The organism is Bacillus sp. FMQ74 (assembly GCF_001875785.1).
GTDB lineage: Bacteria > Bacillota > Bacilli > Bacillales > Bacillaceae > Bacillus > Bacillus stercoris.
On sequence record NZ_MOEO01000011.1, the window covers coordinates 26,337 to 50,575 of the forward strand.

Genomic DNA, 24,239 nt, shown 5'->3' on the forward strand with positions numbered 1-24,239 from the left:
CTTCTTATATAAGCTCTGCAGGCTCTCCCACCTGCTTGATAAATCGTTTCGTCCGTTCGTTTTTCGGATCGTCAAACAGTTCTTCTGGCGTTCCCTGCTCGATAATATGGCCGTCTGCCATAAAAATCACTTGATCAGCAACCTCTTTTGCAAACGCCATTTCGTGTGTAACAATGATCATCGTTGTTTGTTTTTCCGCAATGGACTTGATAACCTGAAGCACCCCTGTGACGAGCTCAGGGTCAAGCGCTGACGTTGGTTCATCCAGCAAAATCGCATGCGGATTGACCGCAAGCGCCCGGGCGATGCCGATTCGCTGCTGCTGGCCGCCGGACATTGTGATCGGATAGCTGTCAGCCTTATGCTCCAGACCGACTTGTTTCAGAATCTCCATTCCAATGCGTTTCGCTTCATCGCGTGATTTGTGTTGAGCCACAATTAAAGCTTCTGTAATGTTTTGCAAAGCCGTTTTATTTTTAAACAGATTGTAGTTTTGAAAGACCATTGCCGTTTGCTGGCGAAGCCGATGTGCTTCCTTGCGTGTAAACTTTTCCGCATTCAGTTTGGCTTCTCCGATTTCAATAAGGCCTTGATCCGGACGCTCTAATAGATTTAAACACCGGAGAAGCGTTGATTTTCCGGAACCGGACGGGCCGATGATTGCCACCACTTCTCCGCGCTTCACTTCTAGATCGATTCCGTCGAGCACGACGAGATCTTTAAACGCTTTGCGAATATTTTTTACTGTTATCAACTGATTTCACCTCTAAGTCCGGTATGGCTTGCTCATGGCGCGTTCAAACAAGTCCTGCAACATGCTGTAGATAATGGTAAGAACCCAATAGACGATCGCAACCGCCAAGTACGTCTCAAAATATTTGAGGTTTCCTGAAGCGTACATCTTCCCTTGGGCGAACATCTCCATGACCCCTAATGTAAAGGCCAATGACGTTTCTTTGAGTAGTCCGATAAATGTATTGCCCGTTGCCGGAATTGCATTTCGGACAGCCTGCGGCAGAATAATCCGTCTGTAAGCCTGAAGTTTTGTCATGCCGACAGACAGGCACGCCTCCAGCTGCCCGTCATCAACAGAATTGAGGGCGGCCCGGAAGATTTCTGCCAAATAAGCTGCGTTTTTTAAGCTTAACCCGATGATAGCGGCTGTGAGAGCTGTCATTTTGCTCATCTCTGGAAACAGCTGCGGCAGCCCGTAATAGATTAAGAACAGCTGCACAAGTGTCGGCACGCCCCGGAAAAAGGATATATACAGCTTTGACAGCTGATGAAGCACTGGAATTTTGTTCTTTGTAATGAGTGCGAGAATAAGTCCTCCGATAATGGCAAAAATCATAGCCGCTATGGCCATAAACAACGTGATCGGAAGGGCCTGAATTAAAGTCGGGAACGCTGATATCATGAATTCCCAATCAATCGTGTTCATTCTGGTGAGTCACCGCCGTTTCTTAATGCTTCTGTTCTACTGTGATATCTTCATTAAAGTATTTTTCAGAGAGTTTTTTCAGTGTTCCGTCTTTACGCAATTCATCAAGCGCCTTATTGACTTTTTTGCGGAGCTTGTCGTGCGCATCGTCCTTGGCGAATGGGAATGCAACCTGTTCGTAAACAATCGGATCCCCGGCAAGCTTTAACGGCAAACCGGTTTTCTTGATTTGCGCGATCAGCACAGTGCGGCTGTTGACATAAGCGTCTACACGGCCGTACGCAACATCCTTCAGCGTGCCTTCTTGTGTTTCATAGGTTTTGATATTGATTTTTTTATCAGGATCTTTGCTTTCAAGGTTTTTCGCGTGGTTTGAACCGAGAACGGCCGCGACTGTCTTCCCTTTTAAATCGTCTACTGATTTGATATTAGTATTGTCTTTTTTAACAACAATCTGTGTTCCCGCATAAGCGTATGGTTTCGTAAAGTGATACGTTTCCTTGCGTTCGTCTGTCACAGCTACCTGGTTGGAAATGGTGTCAAGCTTGCCTGTTTGAAGCTCTCCCATCAGCCCGCTGAATTCAAGCAGCTTCCAGTCCAGCTTCATGTCAATTTTCTTAGCGACCGCTTCCATCACTTCCACATCAAAACCTGTCAGCTTTCCGTTTTCTTTATATGCAAATGGGTAACTTTGTCCTGTCGCACCGACATGAAGCACATTGTCATCCTCTTTACTGCTGCTGTTTCCATTGCCGCAAGCTGAGAGCACCGCTAATAATGCAGCAACGAACAGCACAGTCCATTTTCTCATTTTCATTTGATTTTCCCGCCTTTTCTTTTTTATAGATCATGTCGCAATTGTTTTTTCATATAAACTGTGATATGCCCTTTGCCAAGGTCTTGTTCACCTGCGCGGACATACCCTTTTCGTTCGTACATCTCAATCAGCCACGGATGCTTATCCGCTGTTCCGAGTGAGACAAACGGTACCTTTAACGTATCGCGGAGGATTGTTTCCTCCAGCCATTGAAGCAGCTTTGTTCCGGTTCCTTTTTTACCGGTGTCAGGGTCCACAGCGAACCACCAGATATGCGGAACGCCATACGGTCCCGGCTGCTGTCCCCATGGCATTCTTAAGGAGATGGTCGCGATAATCCGCCCGTCTTCTTCCATGACGTAGCAGGCGTTTTTCCGGATATTTTGCAGCACCAAATCCAAGTCCGCATGAGCGGCAGCAAAACGAATGCCGAGCTTTCGAATCGGTTCATAAGCCCGCAATGTCAGCGCGAGAAGCTGTTCGGCATCACGTTCAACTGCAAGGCGATATTGTGGCTTCATCTAGCGTTCCTCCTTACTTTGCATAACGGTTGACCGGCTTTTCCAAACCGAAGTGCTCTCTTAAAGTTGTGCCTTCATATTCTTTTCTGAACACGCCGCGCTCCTGTAAAATCGGAACCACTTGATCAACAAACACTTCAATTCCTTCTGGAAGAAGCGGAGGCATGATGTTAAACCCGTCACACGCTTTCTTATCCACCCATTCCTGCATCTTGTCGGCGAGCTGCTCCGGCGTGCCGACGAAGATATGGTGGCCTCTGGAGCCTGCAACGTATTTGTAAAGCTCGCGTATCGTCATATTGCCACGTTCAGCCATCTCCTGAACAAGCTTGAAGCGGCTCTTCACCGCATTGGAAGCATCCGCGTCAAGCTTCGGCAGCGGCCCATCAAGCGGATATGCCGACAAATCAATTCCGCCTAAGTAATTTTGGAGAATTTGCAGACCGACGGATGGAATAATCAGATCTTGAAGCTCCTTGTATTTTGCTTGCGCTGCTTCTTCGGTATCAGCAATGATCGGGAAAATACCCGGCATGATGGCGATTTTCTCTGGATCACGTCCGAATTCCGCAGCCTGTTCTTTAATGGATTGATAAAATTCTTGGGCTGATTCCAGGTGGTTTTGCGCTGTGAAGATCACTTCTGCTGTTCTGGCAGCCAGCGCTTTTCCGTCTCCTGATGATCCTGCCTGGATAATGACCGGCTGGCCCTGCGGCGTTCTTGAAACGTTCAGAGGTCCGCGAACCGAGAAATATTCTCCTTTGTGGTTCAGCTCGTGCATTTTTTCTTTGTCAAAGAATTCACCCGTTTCTTTATTACGGATAAAGGCGTCCGCTTCCCATGAATCCCAAAGCCCCTTTACAACCTCGACAAATTCCTCTGCCCGCTGATAGCGCAAATGGTGTTCAAGGTGCTTTTCACCGCTGAAATTCAGCGCTGTTGATTCAATAGATGAAGTGACGACGTTCCATCCGGCACGGCCGTTAGACAAATGATCCAATGACGCAAACTGTCTGGCAATATGGAATGGCTCGCTGTATGTAGTGGAGGCTGTTGCTGTCAGTCCAATTTTTGATGTGACCTGCGCCAAGGCAGAGAGCAGGGTGAATGGCTCAAACCTTGTTAATACATTTGGATGTGATTTGCTGTCAATTGATAGGCTATCTGCTAAAAACAGCATATCCAGCTTGCCTCGCTCCGCTGTTTTCGCAAGCTCTTTAAAATAATCCAAATTCATGCTCGCATCTGAAGGCGCGTTCGGGTGCCGCCAAGACGCAACATGATGGCCTGTACCTGCTAAAAATACCCCTAATTTGATTTGTTTCTTTTTGCTTGTCATGACGATACTCCTTTTATCATGTTTTAGGCTGAATAATCCGAAAAATAAACTCCTATATTCCTAGTAGTTTAATATGAATAAATCAAAATGTACCTTTGTCTTGGACGTTTGTCAATGAGTTAAGATCAAATTTTTCTTTTTAAGCTGAAAAGAATCTCGCAGAATCATGGGACGCATTTGTGCAGCCTGTATCCTCACAAAACAGTCTTTGAGCCGAAGTTTTATATAAATGCAGCTTGCATCTTATCTGCACTTCCGACCGTACGCATTTTGCCGCCGCTTTTACTCTTTGCTAATAAACGCGCGTGATTGCCGTCGTAGTACAGTCCATTTTGCCGCTCATTCAGAAGCTGGGACGCTGCATAAAAAAATAAGCTGATCCCGGATTCATACCGAAATCAGCTGATTGAATCTTAATTAAGTTCTAGAATACTTTCTTCTGCTTTACCAGAAAACACTTTAGGCTCCAGGCGGTCTAGGTCTTCATGAAATAAACTTACTTTTTGGATTTGCCGATTGTCGTAGTGATGAAAGTAGTAGTTTCCCGTGTCGCTGCACATCACAGAAGTATATTGCGTATAATCAATTTCGTCTTCTTCCGTTATCACAGCACCCTTGGGTATCGCCATGTTTGCCAAAAGCTGAAAAGCTGCTGATACACCTTTCGTTTCATCTGCCGCAGGCTCTAGATGTTCTTTCAGATAACAAGCTCTGACAAACCGTGAAGGCGGTGTATAATCTCCCGGCAGACCCACTGTACCCGAGCCTTGGCCAAAAGCGGACAGCATCAATCCGCCCATCTCCTTGCTCTCGAATTGTTTCGGCCTTATTCCTATATATTGCCGAAGATTGGCCACATGCCATAAAAAGTCGGGGCTGTTCGTCATTACACCTGGTTGATTGTCATAGATTTTGATGCCGTCTGCTCTCGGTTCTATTGTCAAGCTGCGTCCCGTCCGGTCTGACAATATCCAGTGCAGCGGTAAAACTGTATCCAATAGATCTAATTTCTTCTCCACAATCGTTAAAGAGTGGATCTTTTCTTTTACGTCATCCAAAGACTTACAAACTGACAGCGCCCATGTTACAAATTCATGCGGGGCAATATGAACGCCGTCTTCCCGAAGCGTTTTTTCGTACTCCGCATATCCCATAAAATAAAGCGCCGCACAAGATAAACCGCTTTCATTAACACCGTCGGCAAATAATATATTTCCAAGTTTTCTCCCCATACCGATAAACGCGTACTGTGTTTGATGCACCTTTCCGTCAGCCTCACTCTTCCAGCTGTAACGGCGCGGATAGAGAATGACCTCCGTCCCCAGCTGAAATGCAAAATCCATTGTTCTCGCTAATAAATGATTCCGGTCAGCAGTTTCCAATGTAAGACTTGTGCACATCTGATTCAGTCCCCTTTCAATTCAGGCTAAAATCATACATTTTGTGAACAACTTGTTTTATCAGCATAACGAAAGACAAAGAGATTCGTCAAAAGATTGACATCACCTTCCAACATTAAGGCGAGGAGATTCGTTCAATGTACTAAGCTGATGTTTATGGTGAAAGCTTCGTTTTTATATTTACTAGCCCCTGCTGTATCAGAGCCAATCAGAAATGTTGTAGTTTCATGATCAATCGCTGATATTCTAAATATCGATGGGGCAGCAGGAAAAGAAGTTTTAGCGTCCATTCCGCAAAAAGGCCTCATGGCGCTTACAGACCGGCCGGGCACAAAATAACAAAAAATCCAGCCTAAGAGGCTGGATTTCATTATTTCGACAAAACAAGCTCGTGAATCGCATGCGCAACACCATGTTCATTATTGGAGCGTGTTTGAAAGTTCGCGGCTTCTAATACTTCTGGGATGGCGTTTGCCATGGCCACCCCGCAGCCCGCCCATTCGATCATTGTCAGGTCGTTCCCGTTGTCGCCTATGCTCATGACTTCCGCCTGTTCAATTCCAAGCAGCTGTGCCAGCTGGCGTACAGCATTTCCTTTGCTTGCTTCTGGGTGCAGAATTTCATAAAAGAAAGGCGCGCTTCTGACCATTGTATATTTTTCTCTCACGTCTTTCGGAATCGATGTAATGACGCGGCTTAAGTTCTCCGGTTGATCAATAAACATCACTTTCGGGATGAGGATATCTTTTGGCACCTCGTCAATCTTGCGGAAATGAAGCGGCACCTGTGTCACATAGGATTCGTATACGGTAAATTCGCTAATATCCCGGTTAGGCGTATACAAATGAGATGAGTCAAAGAAATGCATCGGCGTCTTCAGCTCTAAGCTCAGGTCATATAGTGAAGTCAAATCATCATAGCTGAGAGACAGCTCTGAGACCACTTCATTTGTATGCGTATTTTGAACAAGCGCCCCATTATACGCGATGACATAGTCGCCTTCTTCAATTAAATTCAGTTCATCTAAGTATCTCCGCACTCCCCCGATAGGCCGGCCGGTGCAAAGCACGATTTTGACACCTTCCGCTTTTGCCGCGTGAAGGGCGTCGCGGACCTCCTCTGTTACTTCATGATGATCATTTAAAAGTGTTCCATCCATATCAATTGCAATTAGTTTGTACATCCTGCATCTCCTTCATGTCGTTTTCAGGCTATAGTCCCATCATATCGTTTTTTCTTTTTGATATTCAACCGGAAGAGATGGTTTTCTCCGGATTCTATTTAGACGCCGCTCTTGTCTTCGGATACGTAAGCGCGGTTTCCGCTTTCTTTCTGCCTTGACGCCGTTTTCTGCTTTTTTCTGTTTCATCAGCATAAAGCCGGCAGCTAAAAACGGAATGCCGGTTATATTCAAGATGGCAAGCTTCACACCCGCCGCGATGAAAAAGAACCCCCAGGAAGATGAAGGATTCCGTCTGATCATAACGTAAGCCGCCATTTCCAGAACGATCAGGATGGCATGAAGCACGATGCCATAAATAAGCAATACAAGTGCAAAAAACAACACATAATTCACGATTGCCCCTGAGTACATCATAGCGCGCATCATTTGTATAAACGATAAAGACTGCATGGAGCCGCTGATGACATTAGGGTTATAGAACGTATAGTCACTAAATAAATGTTTGACTTTGAGAAAAGCCCATAATATAAATATCCACTGAATGATATGTAAAACAAGCCCCGCTGCCACCATTCTTTCAGCTTTTTTATTTCTCATCTTTCTCCTCCCTGCCGGTCTTTGATTCGATTCTTGTCATCGTTTTTGTCTGTCCATTTTGCTCCCATATCAATGTCCCGTTTTCGCCTCTTTTCAGCGTGCTTTTGAGCGGATAATAAGGACCGAGATACTGAATCTCGATAGACCCGTCAGCGCTTTGGGAAATCACCTTGTATGCCATAAAAGGCAGCTGTACCTCTCCTTTTCCTTCCATCACTTCCGTTTCCACAACCTCGTCTTTGGTAAATGTGACTGTTGCTGATTTCACGCCGTCCGTTGGCCCGGGGGCAAGCCCCTCATCCCACGTTCCGTAATAAAACGGCGTCTCTTCTTTTTGCTGCCGGCAGCCGGATACCATAATGCATATAGCAATGAATAACAAAATGCCATATTTGTTTTTCAAGGAGAACCCTATCCTTTCCTCCTCTTTTTAGGCGAATGCCGTGGCACTGTGCCAATGACTACATAAGTTATAAGGAATTCACCCACAAGGAGATTGATCATAATGAACCCTTATCAATATTACAGCCCACAGCTGCCTCAGCAGGAACCTTACTATAGCCACTATGAATACAATCCTTATCCACAGCAGGATGTATACGAGCCATACCAAATGGAAAGACAGCCTGCACTGGAAAGAAGGATTGCCGCGCTTGAACGGCAAAATGAACAGCAGACAAGAGAACTAACCCGTCTGACAAACGAAGACCGCCGTCAAAACCGCGAAATTGCACGAATGGCCGAACAGGTCAATCAGCTAAGCCAGGCTGTTGAACGCCATACACGCCGCTTAAATCGGCTCAATCAGCGCCTCCGCACAGTAGAAAACAGGCTGAATATCCCATTTACTGCAGGAGAAGGCGGTTTCTGAGCAAACAAAGAAAAAAAAGCGGAATACGATTCTCCCATTTCAGGGTTTCGTTTTCCGCCATTCTTATATTTTTAAAACGGAACATTTACATAAAAAGGGTTTGTACCCAGTATACAATCTTTACCGTTTTCATTCAAAGACAGAGGGTCCGAGGAAAATAATTGTAGTTCCTCATTTACAGAATTTCTTTTCATACCAGTTGCATGATAATACCGACTCACGTCAATCGATCACATGGAGGAATGATTTATGCATCATACACAACACGGCTTGCAGCAGCTGAACCAATGCCGCCAAACTGCACAGCAGCTCATTCAGCAAACACAGCAAAGCAGCCAGCAATACCGCCAAATGCTTCATCAGGAGCAGCAAAACATCCAAATGCTGCAGCAGATTCTAAACCACGAACAACAAGCTGCACATACGATTCAACAAGCGCTTCACGGACATGACATGGCGATTCAAAAATGCCAGCAGGTTGTCAACATGTGCAACCAAATGCAGCAGGAACTTACTGGACAATCCAGCGTGATGAATACGAATGTGTCTACACTTCCATTCGGCCAAAATACGCCATTCCAGCAGCAATCCTATCAGCAGTAGGATAGAAAAAGCTCAACACAATGCGAGTGTTGAGCTTTTTTCTTACTGTTCTTTGCGAATATGTATATCCTGAATAGACTGTTTCGGCGCATGAAATCTGCTTTCGGCTTCACTTCTTGCCTCGGCAAAAGCGCGTGCCTCCACATGATCCTTGTAGACATCCAGCTGAATCAAATACAGCGGGCGCACTTTAAAGCCGTGAATAATGGTCACCGCCCATAACGGAACTACAATAAAAACACCGGGCAGATCGGGCAAAACAAAACCAAACGCAAAAATGAAAAAATAAATGATTCCGTACATAATCCACTTTCTATTTCTAACCTTGATGCCAATAAATAAAAAGGCAAAAAAACTGGTAATGGCAAAAGGCATGAAAATAAACAGCATCCACCAGCTATGCAGCCATTCCCATGCGGCACCTCTTTTTGTAATTCCCATATTTTTCTCCTCCTATTTACCTATAATAATCGATTAGGCATACCGCGTCACCTATAAATGAAAAAACGTTCTCCCTTTAAAATAGTGATAGACGGAGAACGGGTTTCTTGCTATATTATTAATTGATAATGATAATCATTACTAATATATTTACATACATATTGGGAGGGTTTTTGATGAAAAAGAACATATTGCTCGTGGGCATGCTTGTGCTGCTTCTCATGTTTGTCAGCGCTTGCAGCGGCACGGCTTCTAAAGGGAGCTCAAGCGATTCTGCTTCCGAAAAAACAGAAATGAGAACATACAAATCACCAAAAGGGAACGTCAACATTCCTGCACATCCAAAACGCATCGTCACTGATTTTTATGCTGGTGAATTGCTGTCTGTCGGGGCCAATGTAGTCGGCTCAGGCTCGTGGTCATTTGATAATCCGTTTTTAAAAACAAAGCTAAAAAATGTGAAGGATGTCGGTGATCCAATCAGCGTTGAAAAAGTGATGGAGCTTCAGCCTGACTTAATTGTTGTCATGAATGAAGAGAATGTTGATAAATTAAAGAAAATCGCTCCGACTGTTGTCATACCTTATAACACAGCGAAAAACGTAGAGGACACAGTCAGCATGTTCGGAGATATCGCAGGAGCAAAGGACAAAGCTACTTCATTTATGGCTGACTTTAACAAAAAAGCGGAAGCAGCTAAAAAGAAAATTGCCGGCGTCGTCGACAAAGATGCGACCTTCGGCATTTATGAAAACACAGACAAGGGCGAATTCTGGGTGTTCAATGACAATGGCGGACGCGGCGGCCAAGCTGTATACAATGCACTTGGATTAAAAGCGCCTGAAAAAATTGAGCAAGATGTCATCAAAAAAGGAGAGATGAAACAGCTCTCTCAAGAGGTTATTCCTGAGTATGCCGCAGATTATATGTTCATTACGGATTACAACCCGAAAGGCGAAAGCAAAACACTCGACAAGCTGGAGAATTCCTCTATTTGGAAGAATCTTGACGCTGTTAAACATAATCGCGTGTTTATCAATGACTTTGACACGTTCTACCCGTACGATCCGATTTCTGTCAGCAAACAGGTGGATATCATCACCGACATGCTGATCAAACGGGCCGAAGAAAATAAAAAATAAAGAAAACGGCACAGTCATGACACTGTGCCGTTTTTTTGATTCACTTTATTTTTGACTGTACGGAGTCCGGCATATCTTCAAACCTGACTTCTTCCCAGGTCTCGACATACTTTCCTTTCGCCTTCACCTTCAAATACGCGTTCTTACGAAGCTCTTTGCCGGCGAAAAAGGTCACTTCTTCTTTTTTTCCGGATGCATTGTATCCGTCTAATGTATATTCAGTACCGCCCGGGCTAAGATGTCTGCCATCTCGATCAATCTGCACATAGACATCTTGCTGGTGAATAAACGGATTAAATCTGTCTGTAACATCATTATGAAAAAAGAGAAGACCGCATATTACGGCAGCAGCCGCCAAGACGGCCAGGATCGCCAATGCTTTTTTCATCTTTGCACTCCCCTTACTTGTTCATTTTTTTCAAATAGTTTGATCGCACCACGAGGAAGAACAAAAGCTGAAAAATGAAAAACCCTCCGATAGTGAGACTGAGCGGCCCCGCTACATCGGAATAGCCTTCGACGGCCAATGTTCTCAAGGCAAACAGCGTATGCATGACGGCAATGACAAATGGAAAGAAAAAGAGAATCGCCAATTGTATCGTCACGCTTTGTGACATTTCACGCTCACTCAGGCCGATTTTGGCCAGTGAACGGTAGCGCTCCCGATCTTCATCTAAATCGGTGAACAGCCTGAAATATAAGAAACTTGCTGCCGCGACAAAGAAGACGATCGCGATAAACAGCCCGATAAATAAACTCAAGCTCGGCAGCTGCACCGTATCATAGTAAGTACCGGCTTTTGCCATAAAATCAGAATGCACGTCGATATAGTTGCCGTAAATCTCATTTTTCAAAGATTGGCTGATCCCAAGACTGTCTTTCCAATGATCATAGCTATAGCCGTATAATGACGCTTTATCACCGAGTGATTTAAGCTGATCAAAGGTTTGATCGTTCACCGCGATGATGGCATTCAATGAAATCAGCGGTTTTTGGACTTCTTTTACCGACAGTTTTTGGTCAGACGGCTTGCCTTTTTGGTTCAGCAGCTTCAGCTGATCCGGCGCTTCGTTTTTGAAATTGCGGTCATACGTGCCCGGGAAATAGACAGCCTCATCATTTTTCAGGCCGTTCAGCTTAACATGGAAATATTTTGACACATCCGACTCGCTGATCATGTAAACAGGGGGAACAGTTTCTCCTTCCTGATAGCGGACATAAGAAACATCTATTTTGTCTTTCTTATACGTAAAGCCGTGTGTTTTCAGTTCATGGTCAATATCTTTCAAATGAGTCTGTTCTTTTGGATTGTTACTGAAAGATATATACTCCATCTCATAAGCGGACTCTTCCGCCCCAACGGTCGATTTGTACATTGCGAGCACGCCTGTAGCTGTAAACGCAACCGCGGAAATAATGCTGACGATAAAGAACAGGCGGGCGTTGTCTTTTAAACGATAGACAAGATCAGAAACCCAAATGACATTTTTCCCGCGCAGATAAAAGGTTTTCCACTTCTTCAGCGCGCGCAGAATCCAGATGCTGCTTTGGCTGAAAAAGAAATACGTACCGATGACGGTGAGCAGTAAAATGATAAACGGCTCGGCCCCGTGGACATTGCCTTTCAGAACCATGCCGTACCCGCCGCACAGACAGGCGATGCCGAATAAGGACAGAAGCACGGACGGCTTAGGCTCCGGCTTAATCTTATCAGTGCCCTTTATTAATTTGATAACCGTATTTGATCTGACAAAAAGGATCGTAAACTGCGATAAAAGGAAAAATAAGAGCAGAAACCCGCCAGCCGTAATGCCGAGCGCTTTCCATGGCATATACAGAGGCAGCGCGTCCATTTCTAAAATATAAGCGCCGACCGTAAAGAACGTCTTTGAAAAAATGAATCCTCCGATAATCCCGGCTGCAATCGACATGACGCCAATGATCATGTTTTCCGCCGTAATGAGCTTTCTCAGCTGCACCGGCGTAATGCCCTGCATGAGCAGGATGCCGAATTCTTTATTTCTCGATTTCAAAAATGCATTAACCGAATACAGAACAAATAAGAAAGAAAAAACAAAGATCATCCATTCCGCGGCGGTTAAGCCTTTTTTGGCAATGTTATTCAGGTAGCCTTCCTTTAATGCCGGATGAAACAGGAACATCGCAAAGGTAAAGAAAATCAAAACGGAAAAGGCGCTGCTTAAAAAGAATGCAAGATAGGCCCTTTTGTTCCTCGTGACGTTTTTATAAGCGAACTGAAGAAAGGTCATTTGCGTTTCCCCCCAGCATAGACAGCACATCAAGAATTTGTTCATAAAAAACTTGGCGGTTTTCCCCGCGGTAAATCTCATTAAACAATTCGCCGTCTTTTATAAAGATGACGCGGCGGCAGTAGCTTGCCGCAACCGGATCGTGGGTCACCATCAAAGCCGTGACATGATCATCCTGATTCAGGCTCTGCATCGTTTCCATGACATCTTTTGACGCTTTGGAATCAAGGTTTCCCGTCGGTTCATCGGCCAGAATGAGTGACGGCTTATGAATGACCGCTCTTGCGATGGCGGCCCGCTGGCGCTGGCCTCCGGATACTTCAAACGTCCGCTTGTTAAGCAGGTCTTCGATTCCAAGCTTTGCCGCAATGCCGTGCAGTTTTTCTTCCATTACAGACGGCGCTTCTTTTTCAAGCGTTAACGGCAGCATGATATTTTCACCGATCGTCAGCGTGTCCAGGAGGTTGAAATCCTGAAACACAAATCCGAGCTGCCTGCGGCGGAAATGAGCAAGCTTTGTCCGCTTCAGGCGATGCGGGTTTTCTCCGTGAATCAGGATATCGCCTGAATCCGGACGGTCAATCGTTGAAATGATATTCAAAAGCGTTGTTTTTCCGGAGCCGGATGGCCCCATCACCGCCGTGAACCCGCCTTCTTCTATTGAAAATGAAATTTGCTTTAAGGCTTGATAAGATACTTGTCCTTTATAGGTTTTATTTATATGTTTGACTTCAAGCATATTCGCCATGAAAATCCTCCTTATGGTTTTATTCTTGTTGGTCTGGGCTGCTTTCATGTAGTGCCGGGGCATTTAACATAAAAATCCCCTTGACGTAAATCCATGTTATCAAGGGGAAACAAAACGAGCTATGTTGTTTTCTTAACGCAGCCTTACATTTTTGTAAGAAATGAAAATCGAACCGTTGTCCCTTCACCGGGAGACGAGCTGATGTCCACCGTATGATTGAGCTTGTCCGTAATTTCTTTGACGAGATGGAGGCCGATTCCCGTAGATTCTTGGTAACGCCGCCCGTTTTCGCCGGTATAATAAGGATCAAATACCCGCTTGATGTCTTGCGAGGGAATTCCGACACCGTAATCTTTGACTTCAAGCACCGTCCTGTCTTCATCGCGGAAGACATTCAGCTCCAGTCTGTCACTCTTGCCTGCCGAATACTTGACCGCATTTGTAACCACTTGGCCAATCGCAAATTTGAGCCATTTTGCATCAGTGTAAATCTCATGGTCATCGCGAATGTCCATTTTCGGATAAACACGGTATTGAATAAAAAATCGTTTATAGCTTTGAATGACTGATTGGAGAAGCTCTGATAAGGAAACCGCTTCTACTTTAAAATCCCGCTCAAACAGGTCGAGCCTTGATGAATAAAGAAGCGTCTCCAGCCCGAATTCAATCTGCCGAACCTCTTTTTTGATTTGTTCAAAAACGGGCTCATCCTCTTCCTGAATGATTAAATTAATGACCGACAGCGGCGTCTTCACTTGGTGCACCCATTGATTCATATACGTCACCCGCGCTTCCAGCTTAGCTTCGGTCTCATGGAGCTTCTGGTGCTGCAGCCGGATCAGCTCCATCTGCTTTTCATACAGCTCTGAACAAAACACTGAAGAACCGAGATACGGGATGTCTGTCCCTTCCTGCTCCGAGCTGAGCCAATGATACACGCCGCGGTCTTTGTACCAGCGATAGGCAAGATAACCCGCCAAAATAAGAAGCTGGACGCCCAATATGTAAAACAGATGAGAAAAAGAATGAAGACCTGCAAACCAGTAATAAAAGAAGACAAACAGCCCTTGGAGGAGAAAAAGCAGGATCAGCACTGTATGAGACCGGAGAAACAGCTTCATGACTGCGCCCTCAGCTGGTAGCCTTCGCCCCGCACCGATTCAATTGAAACAGGCGCATTCAGCTCCCGCAGTTTTTTTCTGAGCCGCGTGATATACACGTTAAGTGTATTATCATCGACGAATATGTCGGTGTCCCACGTCTTTTCCATGAGACGGTCCCGACTCGTCACCTTTTCTCCCCGCTCAAGCAGCACTTCCAAAAGCTTACTTTCTTTTTTAGAAAGCTCACTTTTTTCATCCTGAAAACGCAGTTCAAACCGTTCCACAAAGAGCTGAACGCCGGCATATTCAACCACTTTCTCCCCCTGCTTTGCGGCATACTCCCCGTACGCCCTCCGGATCTGGCTTTTGATTTTCGCCAGCACAATATCATAAGAAAACGGTTTTTCGATATAATCGTCTCCCCCGTTTTCAATCGCCATCACCTGATCCATTTCCCCGCTTCTGGCTGAAATAAAAATGATTGGGCTTGTGGAATGCTGGCGGATCTGGCGGCACCAATAATAGCCGTCATAGGACGGCAGGTTGATATCAAGCAGCACCAGATCAGGCTTTTCCCGCAAAAAGACATCAAGAACAGCCGTAAAATCCGCGGCGACCACTGTTTGATATCCGTATTTTTCAAGGTAATTCTGCAATAGTCCGCGAATGTCTTCACTGTCTTCCACAATCATGATTTTATTCAAACTGTACCACTCCCGTTTTTTTACGCTGCTGCCATCATCATAATCGTTTCGGGTGTACGGACGCAACACCGCACAAAAAAACCGCCATCCCGGCGGTTTCTGTTCTCTTCAGCCGACCTGCTGCTTAGCTGCTTTACCGGCTGATCCGAACTCTCTCATTTTGCTTCGCACTGTCTCTTCCACGGCTTCAATGCCGGGTGTCATATAGCCGCGCGGTTCGTACAAATCGCTGTTTTCCCGGAACATGCGGCGTGTTTCGTCTGTCCAGGCGACCATACATTCCGTATTAATATTGATCTTCGCGTGGCCAAGCGTGATGGCTTTTTTGATCTGATTCTGCGGAATCCCGGATGCCCCGTGAAGAACGAGGGGAATATCAGTCATGCGAGAGATAGCCTCCATTTCCTTAAATCCGAGATTTGGCTCACCCTGATATTTGCCGTGTACAGAGCCGAGGGCGGCGGCCAACGCGTCAATATTGGTTTCTTTGACGATCCGCTCACATTCTTTGATATCGGCATAGCGGACCCCGCCGACCAGGCCGTCTTCCATTCCGCCGACCGTGCCGACTTCCGCTTCTACTGACACGCCGTGCTTTGCGGCATAATCGGTGACTTCTTTTGTCATCGCGATATTCTCGTCAATCGGCTGATGGGAGCCGTCAATCATCACTGAGCTGAATCCGGCGTCAATGGCCTGTCTGCAGCGTGCCGCACTGCTTCCGTGATCAAGATGAAGCACCACGGGAACGGTAATCGCCATGTCCTCCATTAACGCGCCAACCATGGCGGCAATCGTTTTAAATCCGCCTAAATAGTCGACCAGGCGATCGGAAGCCGCGGCGATGACCGGTGATTGCTCCTTTTGCGCCGCCTGCAAAATCGCCTTCGTCCACTGCAAACCGTTGATATTAAACTGGCCGATCGCATACTGCTCCCGCTTTGCATCTTCAAGAAGCTCTTTCATCGATACAAAAGCCATGTCCACCCCTCCTTTTTCCATTAGATATTGAAGTATTTTGATACGACGTCCACTGTTGTTTTTTTCGCTGTTTGAATGGCTTCCTCAGCACTCAGCTTATAGTATTCAGGGCGGAAGAGCTCAACCGATACAACATCTGAAAAACCGATTTCCTTCAGTGCTGATAAGTGTGCATCTAAATCAATCGCCCCTTGTCCCGGCCATACACGGTCCTCATCCGTTAAAAAGCCGATTGGGAAATCTTCGGTATCATCAATGTGATAGATGAAGATTTTCTTTCCGTCCGCCTGCTTTAAGCTCTCAATGTTTGAACCCATGGCGTGGAAGTGAAAACTGTCAAGGACAAGCCCGACATTGTCGCGGTTGACTGTGTTTATGATGTCATACGCTTGTTCAAACGTATTGACCGTACATTGCGGGTGGCCGACAAATTCAAGCGCGATTTTTACGCCGTACGGCTCCGCGATATCTGAAAGCTCAGTCAGCACCTCTACACTGCTCTTTTTGATCTCTTCTTTTACAATCTTCTGTTCTGTCACAAGCGGAACGGCCACCACATACTTCACACCGAGGGTTTTGCATGTTTCCATCATGCCTTTAAATTCAGTGATGATCTCGTTGTGGCCCTTTTCATCACGGTTGTTGAAGAAAACAAGCGCGTTTAAGGCCAGCGGCTTGATGTGATGAGTTTGAAAGTACTCCGCAAGCTCAGCCAGTGAATGGTCTTCTAAGTACTCCGGCAGCTTATCCATTGTGCGGATTTCAATATAATCATAGCCGTGCTTTTCGCATAGTTCTAAATCCTGTTTAAGGTTTGAGTTTTCCAATGTTGTCGCTTCATTAAAACAAAGTTTCATGTCAGACTCCCCCATCTTCGTGTTAGATATGAAGGGAGTTCGGCAGGAAGGCTGTTCGCCATATCCCGCCGAACTCCATGCTCAGCTTATGCCATCCCTAATTCTTCTTTCATTTTCTTAAGCATAAATCGGCTTGATTCATCCGCTCTTTCGCCGACCCAAGCAAAAACGGCATTCGTCGCAATTCCGTCGAACTTCATCTCTCTCAGCTTTCTGAAAATCGTCTCAAAATCAACCTCGCCTTGGCCAATGTCCAAATGCTGGTGAACCGTTACTTTCGCGTCAGGCGGATTGACGATGTAGCGCAGGCCATGAGCCGCTTTATGATTATAGGTATCTGCAAATAAAACATGTGTGAGACGGTTCCCGGCTTCGTCAAACATGGTCTCAATGTCGCCTTTGCCGTCATCATAGAAGAACGTATGCGCAGTCGAGTAGACAAGATTGAGCCAATCCTTGTCAAGCGCGCGGATCATATCCATCGCACCTTTGTGCGTTTCGATAAAATCGTATGGATGGGCTTGAAGATTGAGTTTAATGCCTTCTTTTTCAAAGACTGGGAGAAGCTCATCCATGGATTTGATAAATTTTTCTTCACTTGTTAAAGGATCATATTTTGATCCGCTGAATTCACTGTTCATCAAATCCACTTCAAGTTCAACCGCAATTTCGATCGCCCGCTTCCAATTGCGCACCGCTGCCTGCCGGCGGTCTTCATCAGGACCCGCCCAGTGGTAAAGCGGAAGGAGTGATGAAAGCTTAACACCTGTATCTCTTAAAAGGCGCTTTAATTGTTTGATCTTTGCTGAATCGACTTTCGGATATTTATAAAACGGGCAAAAATCCTCACGCGGAGACAATTCGATATATTCATAGCCAAGCTCCGCCGTTTTATAGACCGTTTCCTCCAAAGTTAAATCATCACGATACATGGATGGATCTAATGCTAACTTCATATTTTCACTCCTCTGTTTTTTAGTTTTGAACTGTTGTATAAGATTGATAGAATTCCGGTTTTTCCTTCAATTCAACCTTTTCTTTTTGTCCGGATTCCTGGGCTTTCACACAAGCATCTGTTGTAACAGCGGCAATGTAGCCGTCCCATGCCGTCGGTCCGCTGACCTCGCCTTTCTTTTGAATTGAATCAATAAAGTCTTGGATTTCCACATCGTACGCAGCCACAAAGCGTCTCTGCCAATCCATCAAAATATCAGTGCTGAATTTGCCTTCTTTCCTCAAGCTGATGCTTGATGGCTCGGGAAGCTTGATGATGCCGTCTTCTCCGACGATTTCGCATTGAATGTCATAGCCGTATTTACAGTTCACATAGATTTCAGCGTTGATGACGATGCCGCCTTTCGTTTCAATTACGACGATTTGCGGATCTTTTAAATGCGGTAGCGCGTTTTTCGATTTTTTTGGATAGATGACTTGAACGGACTCGTAGTCATCATTGACGAGCCAGTGAAGCACGTCAATTTCATGAACAAGCGTGTCGACTACAGCCATATCCGTTGTATAGTTATCTCCTACAGTCGGGTTGCGGTGCGCGCAGTGAATCATAAGCGGCTCGCCGATAACATGGTTATCGAGCGCTTCTTTCAGCTGTACGTAACCGCTGTCATAACGGCGCATGAAGCCGACTTGAACAAGGCGTTTGCCCACTTTGATTTCCTCTTCGACGATGCGCATGCATCCTTCAGCCGTTGTCGCGAGCGGTTTTTCACAGAATACATATTTCTGGGCTTTAATGGCTTTCAGCACGCTTGACTCATGCGCAGGCCCCCAGCTTGTCACTAAGACAGCGTCTACATTTTCGTCTGCAAGCAGGCTGTCATCATTCGGATACACCGTCGCGTTTAATTGGTATTGCTCAACGACCTTTTGTGCAGCTTCTTGATTAACATCCGTTACAGCTACGATTTCCGCGCCGGACAGCTTGTTAGTAATGCGGTTAATATGTTCTTTTCCGATTGCTCCAGTTCCAATTACGCCAATACGTAAACTCATTGACAGCCACTCCTTCTATTGGTTACATGATTTTGCTTTCTGTTTCTTGCTTTACTTGGCTCCGAGGAGATCCGTAGAGTTCCTCTTGAATTTGTTCAAGCGACTTGCCAGACGTATTCGGCGCAAAGAGCAGCCCGATGATCATACTGGCCGTCACACATCCGAGTAGAATTGCAGCCATCGTTCCAATGCCAAAATTGGTGATAATCATTGGGACAAACAGACTCCAAATCCCTATTGAAATACGGACAAGGAAAAACATCAGTCCCTGTGCGGAAGCACGATATTGCGTAGGAAAGATTTCGCTGGCCCATAACTGATAGTTCGCTTGCTGCCCGGCCCCGTTATTAATGCCGATCACGACAATAAACAAGAGCAGAATCGGCAGGCCTTCAACCGGCAGCAGAAACAGTGTCCAGCCGATCACCGCCATAAAAGCGGCGATTCCAAATACGGTTTTTCTATGTTTGTCAGCAAAGGGCATGAAGATCAAGGCGACCCCCAATCCTGTGAAAATAAACAGCCCCATTTGCAATAGGTTTGCCGTGCTGGCAGATACACCGCCGACCTGCTGATAAATGTATGGCATAAAGAAGCCCATGACCCCGGCGGCTAAGTTCCAAATCAAGTACACACCCATCAAAAACAGGATGCTTTTGAGATACATAGGCTTGAGCAAATCAAAATACGATGTCTTATTCAATACAGCCGCCTTCTCTGTTTGACCATCCTCCGGCTGATTTTTTGACTGCCAGGCATCTGACTCCGGAAGCCTGATTCTCAGGATGTACGTAATCAGCGCAATCACAAGCAGATGGGCAAATACGATTTTATTCCCCAAGAGGCCCAAATCACCAACCAGTACAGAGAGAAGCAGCACAACGACTGCCCCCGCGGCCCAAGCGACTTGTGCCACGCCACAATGACGGGCCCGATTCTTCTTTGGCGCATTTTCAGCAATAATGGTCCATGATGCGGTAATATCAGCTCCAACCGATAAACCGATAATCATGTAACCGCTTAACAACATGGGGAAATTAACCCCAAATAAAACCAAACAAATCCCTAGTGCATAAACCAGCATACTATTGGTATAAACAGCCTTCCGTCCGACTTTATCAGCCAGAAACCCGCCGAGCAGCGCGCCGACAGCAGCAGAAATCGCGTTTGCGCTCAGCGCGCCGAGCAGCCCGATCTGTGTATCGGACAGCTTAAGGTAACTGACCCATAACGATAAACCGGCGGAGCCTGCCACAATTGAACCGGCATCAATATAGTTGGCCAATGCTGCCGCGATTGTCCGTTTATTGAAGGCTGAATCTCCATTGGTATTGCCCATATGTTCAGTCCCCATTAAGCCAAATCCAACAACTGCTGATCAATATAGTTTCTCGCGATCAATGCATATTCAAGCGGGTTGGCAACATCGGGATCCTGTTCAGCTTCAATGACAATCCATCCGGAATAACTGTGCTTCAACAGCAGCTGATATACTTCTCTAAAGTCAATGCAGCCGTCACCGGGAACCGTAAACATGCCTTTTAAAAATGATTGCCGGAACGATTGTCCTTCGAGCCTGCATTGTTCCATGACATTCAGGCGGGCATCCTTAAAGTGCACATGCTTGATGCGGCCGATATGCTTCTCAAGCATCCCCATGTAATCGCCGTCAGAAATATACGCATGGCCTGTATCATAGAGGAGGTGTACATGCGCAGGGTCAGTTCCTGCCATCAGGCGGTCCACTTCTTCCGCTGTTTGGACACCAGTGCCGAGATGATGATGATAGACAAGCTTCAAGCCATGCTGAGCGGCAATTTCGCCAAGGTGATTCAGCCCTTCGCAAAGCCGTTCCCATTCATCATCCGTGAAGTGCGGCTTCTCTGTGAACACGTTTTTCTCCAAGCTTTGCACGCTGTAGGTTTGTTCAGAGACAACTGCGACATCCGCGTTTACTTGCTGCAAATACTCACAATGCAGGGTAAATGCCTTTGCCGCTTCACCAAGTCCGTCACGCAAAATAAAACTGCTGAACCATTTGCCTGCAATGCGTAAGTTCCGAAGCTTCAGCTCTTTGTTCAGGATGGCAGGTTCGGGGAAAAAGCCCCCGACCTCCGTGCCTTGAAAACGCGCGACAACGATATCACTTAACAAATGCTGAAGTGTATTTCCCGCTCCAATTTCAGGCATGTCATCATTCCGCCACCCAATGGGAGCGATCCCCCACAGGATTTCATTTTTGCCCATCTATGGTGCCTCCCCTCTAATACTGCTTCGCAGATTCCAGCTTTTTCTCTTTTGCTTCGTATGCTTTCTGTACGCTTTCTTGTTCAGATACCTCTGCCACCCCGACATGCCACCAGCTGTCATAGCCGTCCGTCATTGTTTTTGGCAGAACCTTCATTTCAATTAATGTTGATACATCCTGTTTCTTCGCATCCTCTAACGCCGCTTTTAATTCTTCTACTGTGTTTGCGCGGTAGGTTTTCGCGCCGTATCCCTCAGCGACTTTCGCATAATCGACATTCAGGATTTGGTTGTCATCTGTGCGGAACTCGCAATAGTAGCTGCCGCTGCCGTGATCCATTTGCAGGTTGTTGATGCATCCGAATCCCGAGTTGTCAAAGAGCAGCACATTGATTTTCTTGTTGTACTGAATCGCCGTAATCAGCTCAGAGTGAAGCATCAGGAAGCTGCCGTCCCCGACGATTGAATACACTTCTCTGTCAGGATGGGCCAGTTTAAGACCGAGTGTCCCTGACACTTCATAGCCCATGCAAGAATATCCATACTCCAGGTGATACGTATTCGGAACATTAGAATGCCACAGACGCTGCAAATCTCCTGGGAGTGAGCCTGCTGAACAGATGATGACGCTGTCTTCAGGAATCGTCTCGTTGATTGTCAGCAATGCCGTTGTTTGCGGAAGCTCAGTATTCAACGCGTCAGCATATTCGTTCAGAACTTCTTGAGAGAAATGATGTTTGATTTCTGGATCAAATGCTTCCCGCTTAAATGTCACTTTGCTGAGACGTTCGCGTTCAGCGAGCCATTCGTCCTTCAGCTCCCGGATCATTGTGCCGAACTCGCTCTCATAGCCTTCAAGCAAGCCGTGCAGTTTGCCAAGCGTCACTTTCGCATCCGCTACCACTTGGAATGCATCAAGTTTATACGCCTGCATTCTGCTGACATTAATGTTCAAAAACTTCGCTTTATCAAAATCAAAAGCGGTCTTAGAGGATGTCGCAAAATCTGTATACCTTGTGCCGATGCCGATAATCAAATCAGCTTGGCGGGCCGCTTTATTTGCCGCAAGTGTACCTGTGATGCCCATTCCGCCAAGGTTGTTCGCAAAATCAGCCTCAACTGTAGACTTTCCTGCCTGTGTTTCAACTAACGGAATGTTATAGGCTTCAGAAATGGCAACCAATTCATCGCGCGCACCGGAATATTTTGCGCCTCCGCCGACGAGGATCACAGGTTTTTTGCTGGATTTAATCAGCTCCGCCGCTCCTTGAAGCTCGCGCTCGCTCGGCTGCATGCGATCAATATAGTGAACCCGTTTGACGAAGAAACTTTCATCAAAATCGTATGCTTCCCCTTCAACATCCTGAGAAATACAAATCGTTGCCGGACCTGCTTTTGCCGGATCAGTCATGACTTCAAACGCGCGCAGCAAACTGCTCATCAGCTGCTCAGGGCGCGTAATGCGGTCCCAGTATCTCGATACAGGCTTCAATGCATCGTTTGTCGTAATCGCCGCACTGTATTCTTGCTCCATTTGCTGCAGTACAGGGTCTGGCTGCCTTGTCGCAAATGTGTCTGCCGGAATCAAGAGAACTGGGATATTGTTTGCCAATGCAGTGCCGGCTGCCGCCACCAAGTTAGCCGCTCCAGGTCCGACGGATGTAGACACCGCATATATTTTTCTTCTCAGCATTTGCTTGCTGTACGCCATGGCCGCATGCGCCATTCCTTGTTCATTTTTCCCTTGATAGACTTTCAAATGGCCTGCATCCTGCTCAAGCGCTTGCCCGATCCCTAATACATTTCCATGACCGAAAATTGTGAAAATCCCTTCGACAAAAGGCTCTTCCTTTCCATCAACATGGATGTACTGCTGGTTTAAGAATTTAATCAGCGCCTGTGCTGTTGTTAAGCGAATTTTCTTTCCCACAAACGATCCCACCTTTACTCGATCTTTTTCAATCAATTATGACTGTGCTTCAATAAGCTGTACGATTTCATCCGCAGTCGGCATCGCTTCTGACGAACTGTGCTTGCTCACCACAATGGAAGCTGAAGCACTGCCGTATTTCAATGCCGTTTCAATGTCTTTTCCGGTGACAAGACCATAGATAAAGGCTGACGCATAGGAGTCACCGGCTCCAAAGGTTTTCAGCACTTTTGTCTTGTACGCTTGGGCGCGGAATACCTCGCCGGATTTGCTGTATGCATAAGAGCCTTCGACGCCGTGTTTGATGACAACGAGGTCGGCTGAATGGTCAAATAAATGATTGACGGATTCTTCATTGCTTCCGCCTGTGCGGTTTTCCATCACATCAAATTCATCGCGTGTGCCGATGACGATATCAGACTGCTCGGCAACCAAAGAATAATAAACGGCTGTTTCATCTGATGACTGCCACGTATACGGGCGGTAATCCAGTTCGAACACCACTTTAACCTGATGCTTCTTCGCGTATTGAACAGCTTTTAATACCGCTTCCCGTGACGGGCTTTTTGCGAGCGCTGTCCCGGAAACAAGCAGCATTTTCGCATTTGCGATATAGTCCTCGCTTACCTCTGAAGGCTCAAGATAAAGATCCGCCACATCATCGCGATACATTAAGATACTGCATTCTTCAGGGCTGAGGATTTCTGTAAATGCAAGGCCTGCTTTGTGTCCATCTTGATCAACAACCATCTGTGTTGTATCAACGCCGGTCTTTCTCATATAGGACTCTATGAATCTTCCATGCTGGTCATCTGGAATTTTGCCGATGAAGCCCGCTTTTAAGCCAAGCTTCGCGCTGCCGATCGCGATATTCGCAGGTGAACCGCCGACATATTTCGAAAATGTCATCGTTTCTTCCATTGGGCGGTTGTATTCGACTGCGTTCAGATCAATACATGCCCGGCCGATGGCAACAATATCAAAAGCCTTCTCTTCATTGAATGTATACTTCATCGTAAACAGCCACTCCTCAC

The 24,239-nt window shown here is 46.1% G+C and carries 26 protein-coding genes; 3 read left to right on the forward strand and 23 right to left on the reverse strand.

Translation table 11 applies throughout. The annotated features are described in order from the left end of the window. Window positions 1-4: 4 nt before the first annotated feature. The 9 genes from BLL41_RS18040 to BLL41_RS18080 all read right to left on the reverse strand — a co-directional run bounded on the left by BLL41_RS18040 (window position 5) and on the right by BLL41_RS18080 (window position 7,656). A complete protein-coding gene (locus BLL41_RS18040) occupies window positions 5-754 on the reverse strand; it encodes an amino acid ABC transporter ATP-binding protein (protein WP_071578898.1) in 750 nt (249 codons plus the stop codon). A gap of 12 nt (window positions 755-766) precedes the next feature. Further along, on the reverse strand, window positions 767-1,441 hold the full coding sequence (locus BLL41_RS18045; RefSeq protein ID WP_071578899.1) for an amino acid ABC transporter permease: 675 nt from the start codon (window positions 1,439-1,441) through the stop codon (window positions 767-769). A gap of 22 nt (window positions 1,442-1,463) precedes the next feature. After that, on the reverse strand, window positions 1,464-2,258 hold the full coding sequence (locus BLL41_RS18050; protein ID WP_071578900.1) for an amino acid ABC transporter substrate-binding protein: 795 nt from the start codon (window positions 2,256-2,258) through the stop codon (window positions 1,464-1,466). Window positions 2,259-2,281: 23 nt separating this feature from the next. Then, entirely contained in the window at window positions 2,282-2,779 is a 498-nt protein-coding gene (snaB, locus tag BLL41_RS18055; RefSeq protein WP_071578901.1) for a sulfur-containing aminoacid acetyltransferase SnaB, read from the reverse strand. A gap of 13 nt (window positions 2,780-2,792) precedes the next feature. Further along, window positions 2,793-4,118 carry an LLM class flavin-dependent oxidoreductase gene (locus BLL41_RS18060; RefSeq protein WP_071578902.1) on the reverse strand — a complete coding sequence of 442 codons (1,326 nt, stop codon included), beginning with the start codon at window positions 4,116-4,118 and terminating at the stop codon, window positions 2,793-2,795. Between the two features lie 413 nt (window positions 4,119-4,531). Continuing rightward, window positions 4,532-5,518 (reverse strand): choloylglycine hydrolase family protein, encoded by a 987-nt coding sequence (locus BLL41_RS18065; protein WP_071578903.1) that lies wholly within the window; start codon window positions 5,516-5,518, stop codon window positions 4,532-4,534. Between the two features lie 370 nt (window positions 5,519-5,888). Continuing rightward, on the reverse strand, window positions 5,889-6,701 hold the full coding sequence (yidA, locus tag BLL41_RS18070; protein ID WP_071578904.1) for a sugar-phosphatase: 813 nt from the start codon (window positions 6,699-6,701) through the stop codon (window positions 5,889-5,891). 39 nt (window positions 6,702-6,740) lie between these two features. Further along, complete coding sequence (locus tag BLL41_RS18075) at window positions 6,741-7,298, reverse strand: hypothetical protein (protein ID WP_071578905.1); 558 nt, start codon at window positions 7,296-7,298, stop codon at window positions 6,741-6,743. After that, entirely contained in the window at window positions 7,288-7,656 is a 369-nt protein-coding gene (locus BLL41_RS18080; protein ID WP_071578951.1) for a DUF3255 family protein, read from the reverse strand. The genes BLL41_RS18075 and BLL41_RS18080 overlap by 11 nt, the downstream gene beginning before the upstream one ends. A 147-nt stretch (window positions 7,657-7,803) precedes the next feature. On the opposite strand from BLL41_RS18080, the gene cotNE reads away from it, so the two are divergent. Together cotNE and BLL41_RS18090 are read left to right on the forward strand one after the other, a co-directional pair. Next, window positions 7,804-8,169, forward strand: coding sequence for an inner spore coat protein CotNE (gene cotNE, locus BLL41_RS18085; protein ID WP_071578906.1), 366 nt, complete (start codon window positions 7,804-7,806; stop codon window positions 8,167-8,169). A gap of 249 nt (window positions 8,170-8,418) precedes the next feature. Continuing rightward, window positions 8,419-8,772, forward strand: a complete 354-nt coding sequence (locus tag BLL41_RS18090; protein WP_014666007.1) for a hypothetical protein — start codon at window positions 8,419-8,421, stop codon at window positions 8,770-8,772. A 42-nt stretch (window positions 8,773-8,814) separates the two neighbouring features. On the opposite strand, the gene BLL41_RS18095 is transcribed toward BLL41_RS18090, so the two are convergent. Beyond that, complete coding sequence (locus BLL41_RS18095) at window positions 8,815-9,213, reverse strand: hypothetical protein (protein WP_003243293.1); 399 nt, start codon at window positions 9,211-9,213, stop codon at window positions 8,815-8,817. 176 nt (window positions 9,214-9,389) lie between these two features. On the opposite strand from BLL41_RS18095, the gene BLL41_RS18100 reads away from it, so the two are divergent. Next, window positions 9,390-10,355: an iron-hydroxamate ABC transporter substrate-binding protein gene (locus BLL41_RS18100; RefSeq protein ID WP_071578907.1), complete on the forward strand. Its 966-nt coding sequence runs from the start codon at window positions 9,390-9,392 to the stop codon at window positions 10,353-10,355. 40 nt (window positions 10,356-10,395) lie between these two features. Here the strand turns inward: BLL41_RS18100 and BLL41_RS18105 are convergent, their stop codons facing one another. The 13 genes from BLL41_RS18105 to iolC all read right to left on the reverse strand — a co-directional run bounded on the left by BLL41_RS18105 (window position 10,396) and on the right by iolC (window position 24,219). Further along, complete coding sequence (locus BLL41_RS18105; RefSeq protein WP_071578908.1) at window positions 10,396-10,743, reverse strand: YxeA family protein; 348 nt, start codon at window positions 10,741-10,743, stop codon at window positions 10,396-10,398. Window positions 10,744-10,756: 13 nt separating this feature from the next. Further along, window positions 10,757-12,625, reverse strand: coding sequence for an ABC transporter permease YxdM (yxdM, locus tag BLL41_RS18110; protein WP_071578909.1), 1,869 nt, complete (start codon window positions 12,623-12,625; stop codon window positions 10,757-10,759). Beyond that, window positions 12,600-13,373 (reverse strand): ABC transporter ATP-binding protein YxdL, encoded by a 774-nt coding sequence (gene yxdL / locus BLL41_RS18115; RefSeq protein WP_071578910.1) that lies wholly within the window; start codon window positions 13,371-13,373, stop codon window positions 12,600-12,602. Before yxdL ends, yxdM begins: the two co-directional genes overlap by 26 nt. A 143-nt stretch (window positions 13,374-13,516) precedes the next feature. Next, window positions 13,517-14,494 carry a two-component system sensor histidine kinase YxdK gene (gene yxdK, locus BLL41_RS18120; protein ID WP_071578911.1) on the reverse strand — a complete coding sequence of 326 codons (978 nt, stop codon included), beginning with the start codon at window positions 14,492-14,494 and terminating at the stop codon, window positions 13,517-13,519. Further along, window positions 14,491-15,180 carry a two-component system response regulator YxdJ gene (gene yxdJ / locus BLL41_RS18125; protein ID WP_071578912.1) on the reverse strand — a complete coding sequence of 230 codons (690 nt, stop codon included), beginning with the start codon at window positions 15,178-15,180 and terminating at the stop codon, window positions 14,491-14,493. Before yxdJ ends, yxdK begins: the two co-directional genes overlap by 4 nt. Before the next feature lie 108 nt (window positions 15,181-15,288). Continuing rightward, complete coding sequence (gene iolJ, locus BLL41_RS18130) at window positions 15,289-16,161, reverse strand: 6-phospho-5-dehydro-2-deoxy-D-gluconate aldolase (protein WP_071578913.1); 873 nt, start codon at window positions 16,159-16,161, stop codon at window positions 15,289-15,291. Window positions 16,162-16,181: 20 nt separating this feature from the next. Further along, a complete protein-coding gene (gene iolI, locus BLL41_RS18135) occupies window positions 16,182-17,018 on the reverse strand; it encodes a 2-keto-myo-inositol isomerase (protein ID WP_071578914.1) in 837 nt (278 codons plus the stop codon). Window positions 17,019-17,104: 86 nt separating this feature from the next. Then, on the reverse strand, window positions 17,105-17,974 hold the full coding sequence (locus BLL41_RS18140; protein ID WP_071578915.1) for a sugar phosphate isomerase/epimerase family protein: 870 nt from the start codon (window positions 17,972-17,974) through the stop codon (window positions 17,105-17,107). 19 nt (window positions 17,975-17,993) lie between these two features. Continuing rightward, window positions 17,994-19,028: a bifunctional inositol 2-dehydrogenase/D-chiro-inositol 1-dehydrogenase gene (iolG, locus tag BLL41_RS18145; RefSeq protein WP_069150647.1), complete on the reverse strand. Its 1,035-nt coding sequence runs from the start codon at window positions 19,026-19,028 to the stop codon at window positions 17,994-17,996. A gap of 22 nt (window positions 19,029-19,050) precedes the next feature. Next, window positions 19,051-20,367: a myo-inositol transporter IolF gene (gene iolF, locus BLL41_RS18150; protein WP_071578916.1), complete on the reverse strand. Its 1,317-nt coding sequence runs from the start codon at window positions 20,365-20,367 to the stop codon at window positions 19,051-19,053. A gap of 14 nt (window positions 20,368-20,381) precedes the next feature. Then, window positions 20,382-21,275: a myo-inosose-2 dehydratase gene (iolE, locus tag BLL41_RS18155; RefSeq protein WP_041338079.1), complete on the reverse strand. Its 894-nt coding sequence runs from the start codon at window positions 21,273-21,275 to the stop codon at window positions 20,382-20,384. Between the two features lie 16 nt (window positions 21,276-21,291). Then, window positions 21,292-23,205, reverse strand: a complete 1,914-nt coding sequence (gene iolD, locus BLL41_RS18160; protein WP_071578917.1) for a 3D-(3,5/4)-trihydroxycyclohexane-1,2-dione acylhydrolase (decyclizing) — start codon at window positions 23,203-23,205, stop codon at window positions 21,292-21,294. Window positions 23,206-23,241: 36 nt separating this feature from the next. Next, window positions 23,242-24,219, reverse strand: coding sequence for a 5-dehydro-2-deoxygluconokinase (iolC, locus tag BLL41_RS18165; protein WP_071578918.1), 978 nt, complete (start codon window positions 24,217-24,219; stop codon window positions 23,242-23,244). Between the last annotated feature and the right edge of the window lie 20 nt (window positions 24,220-24,239).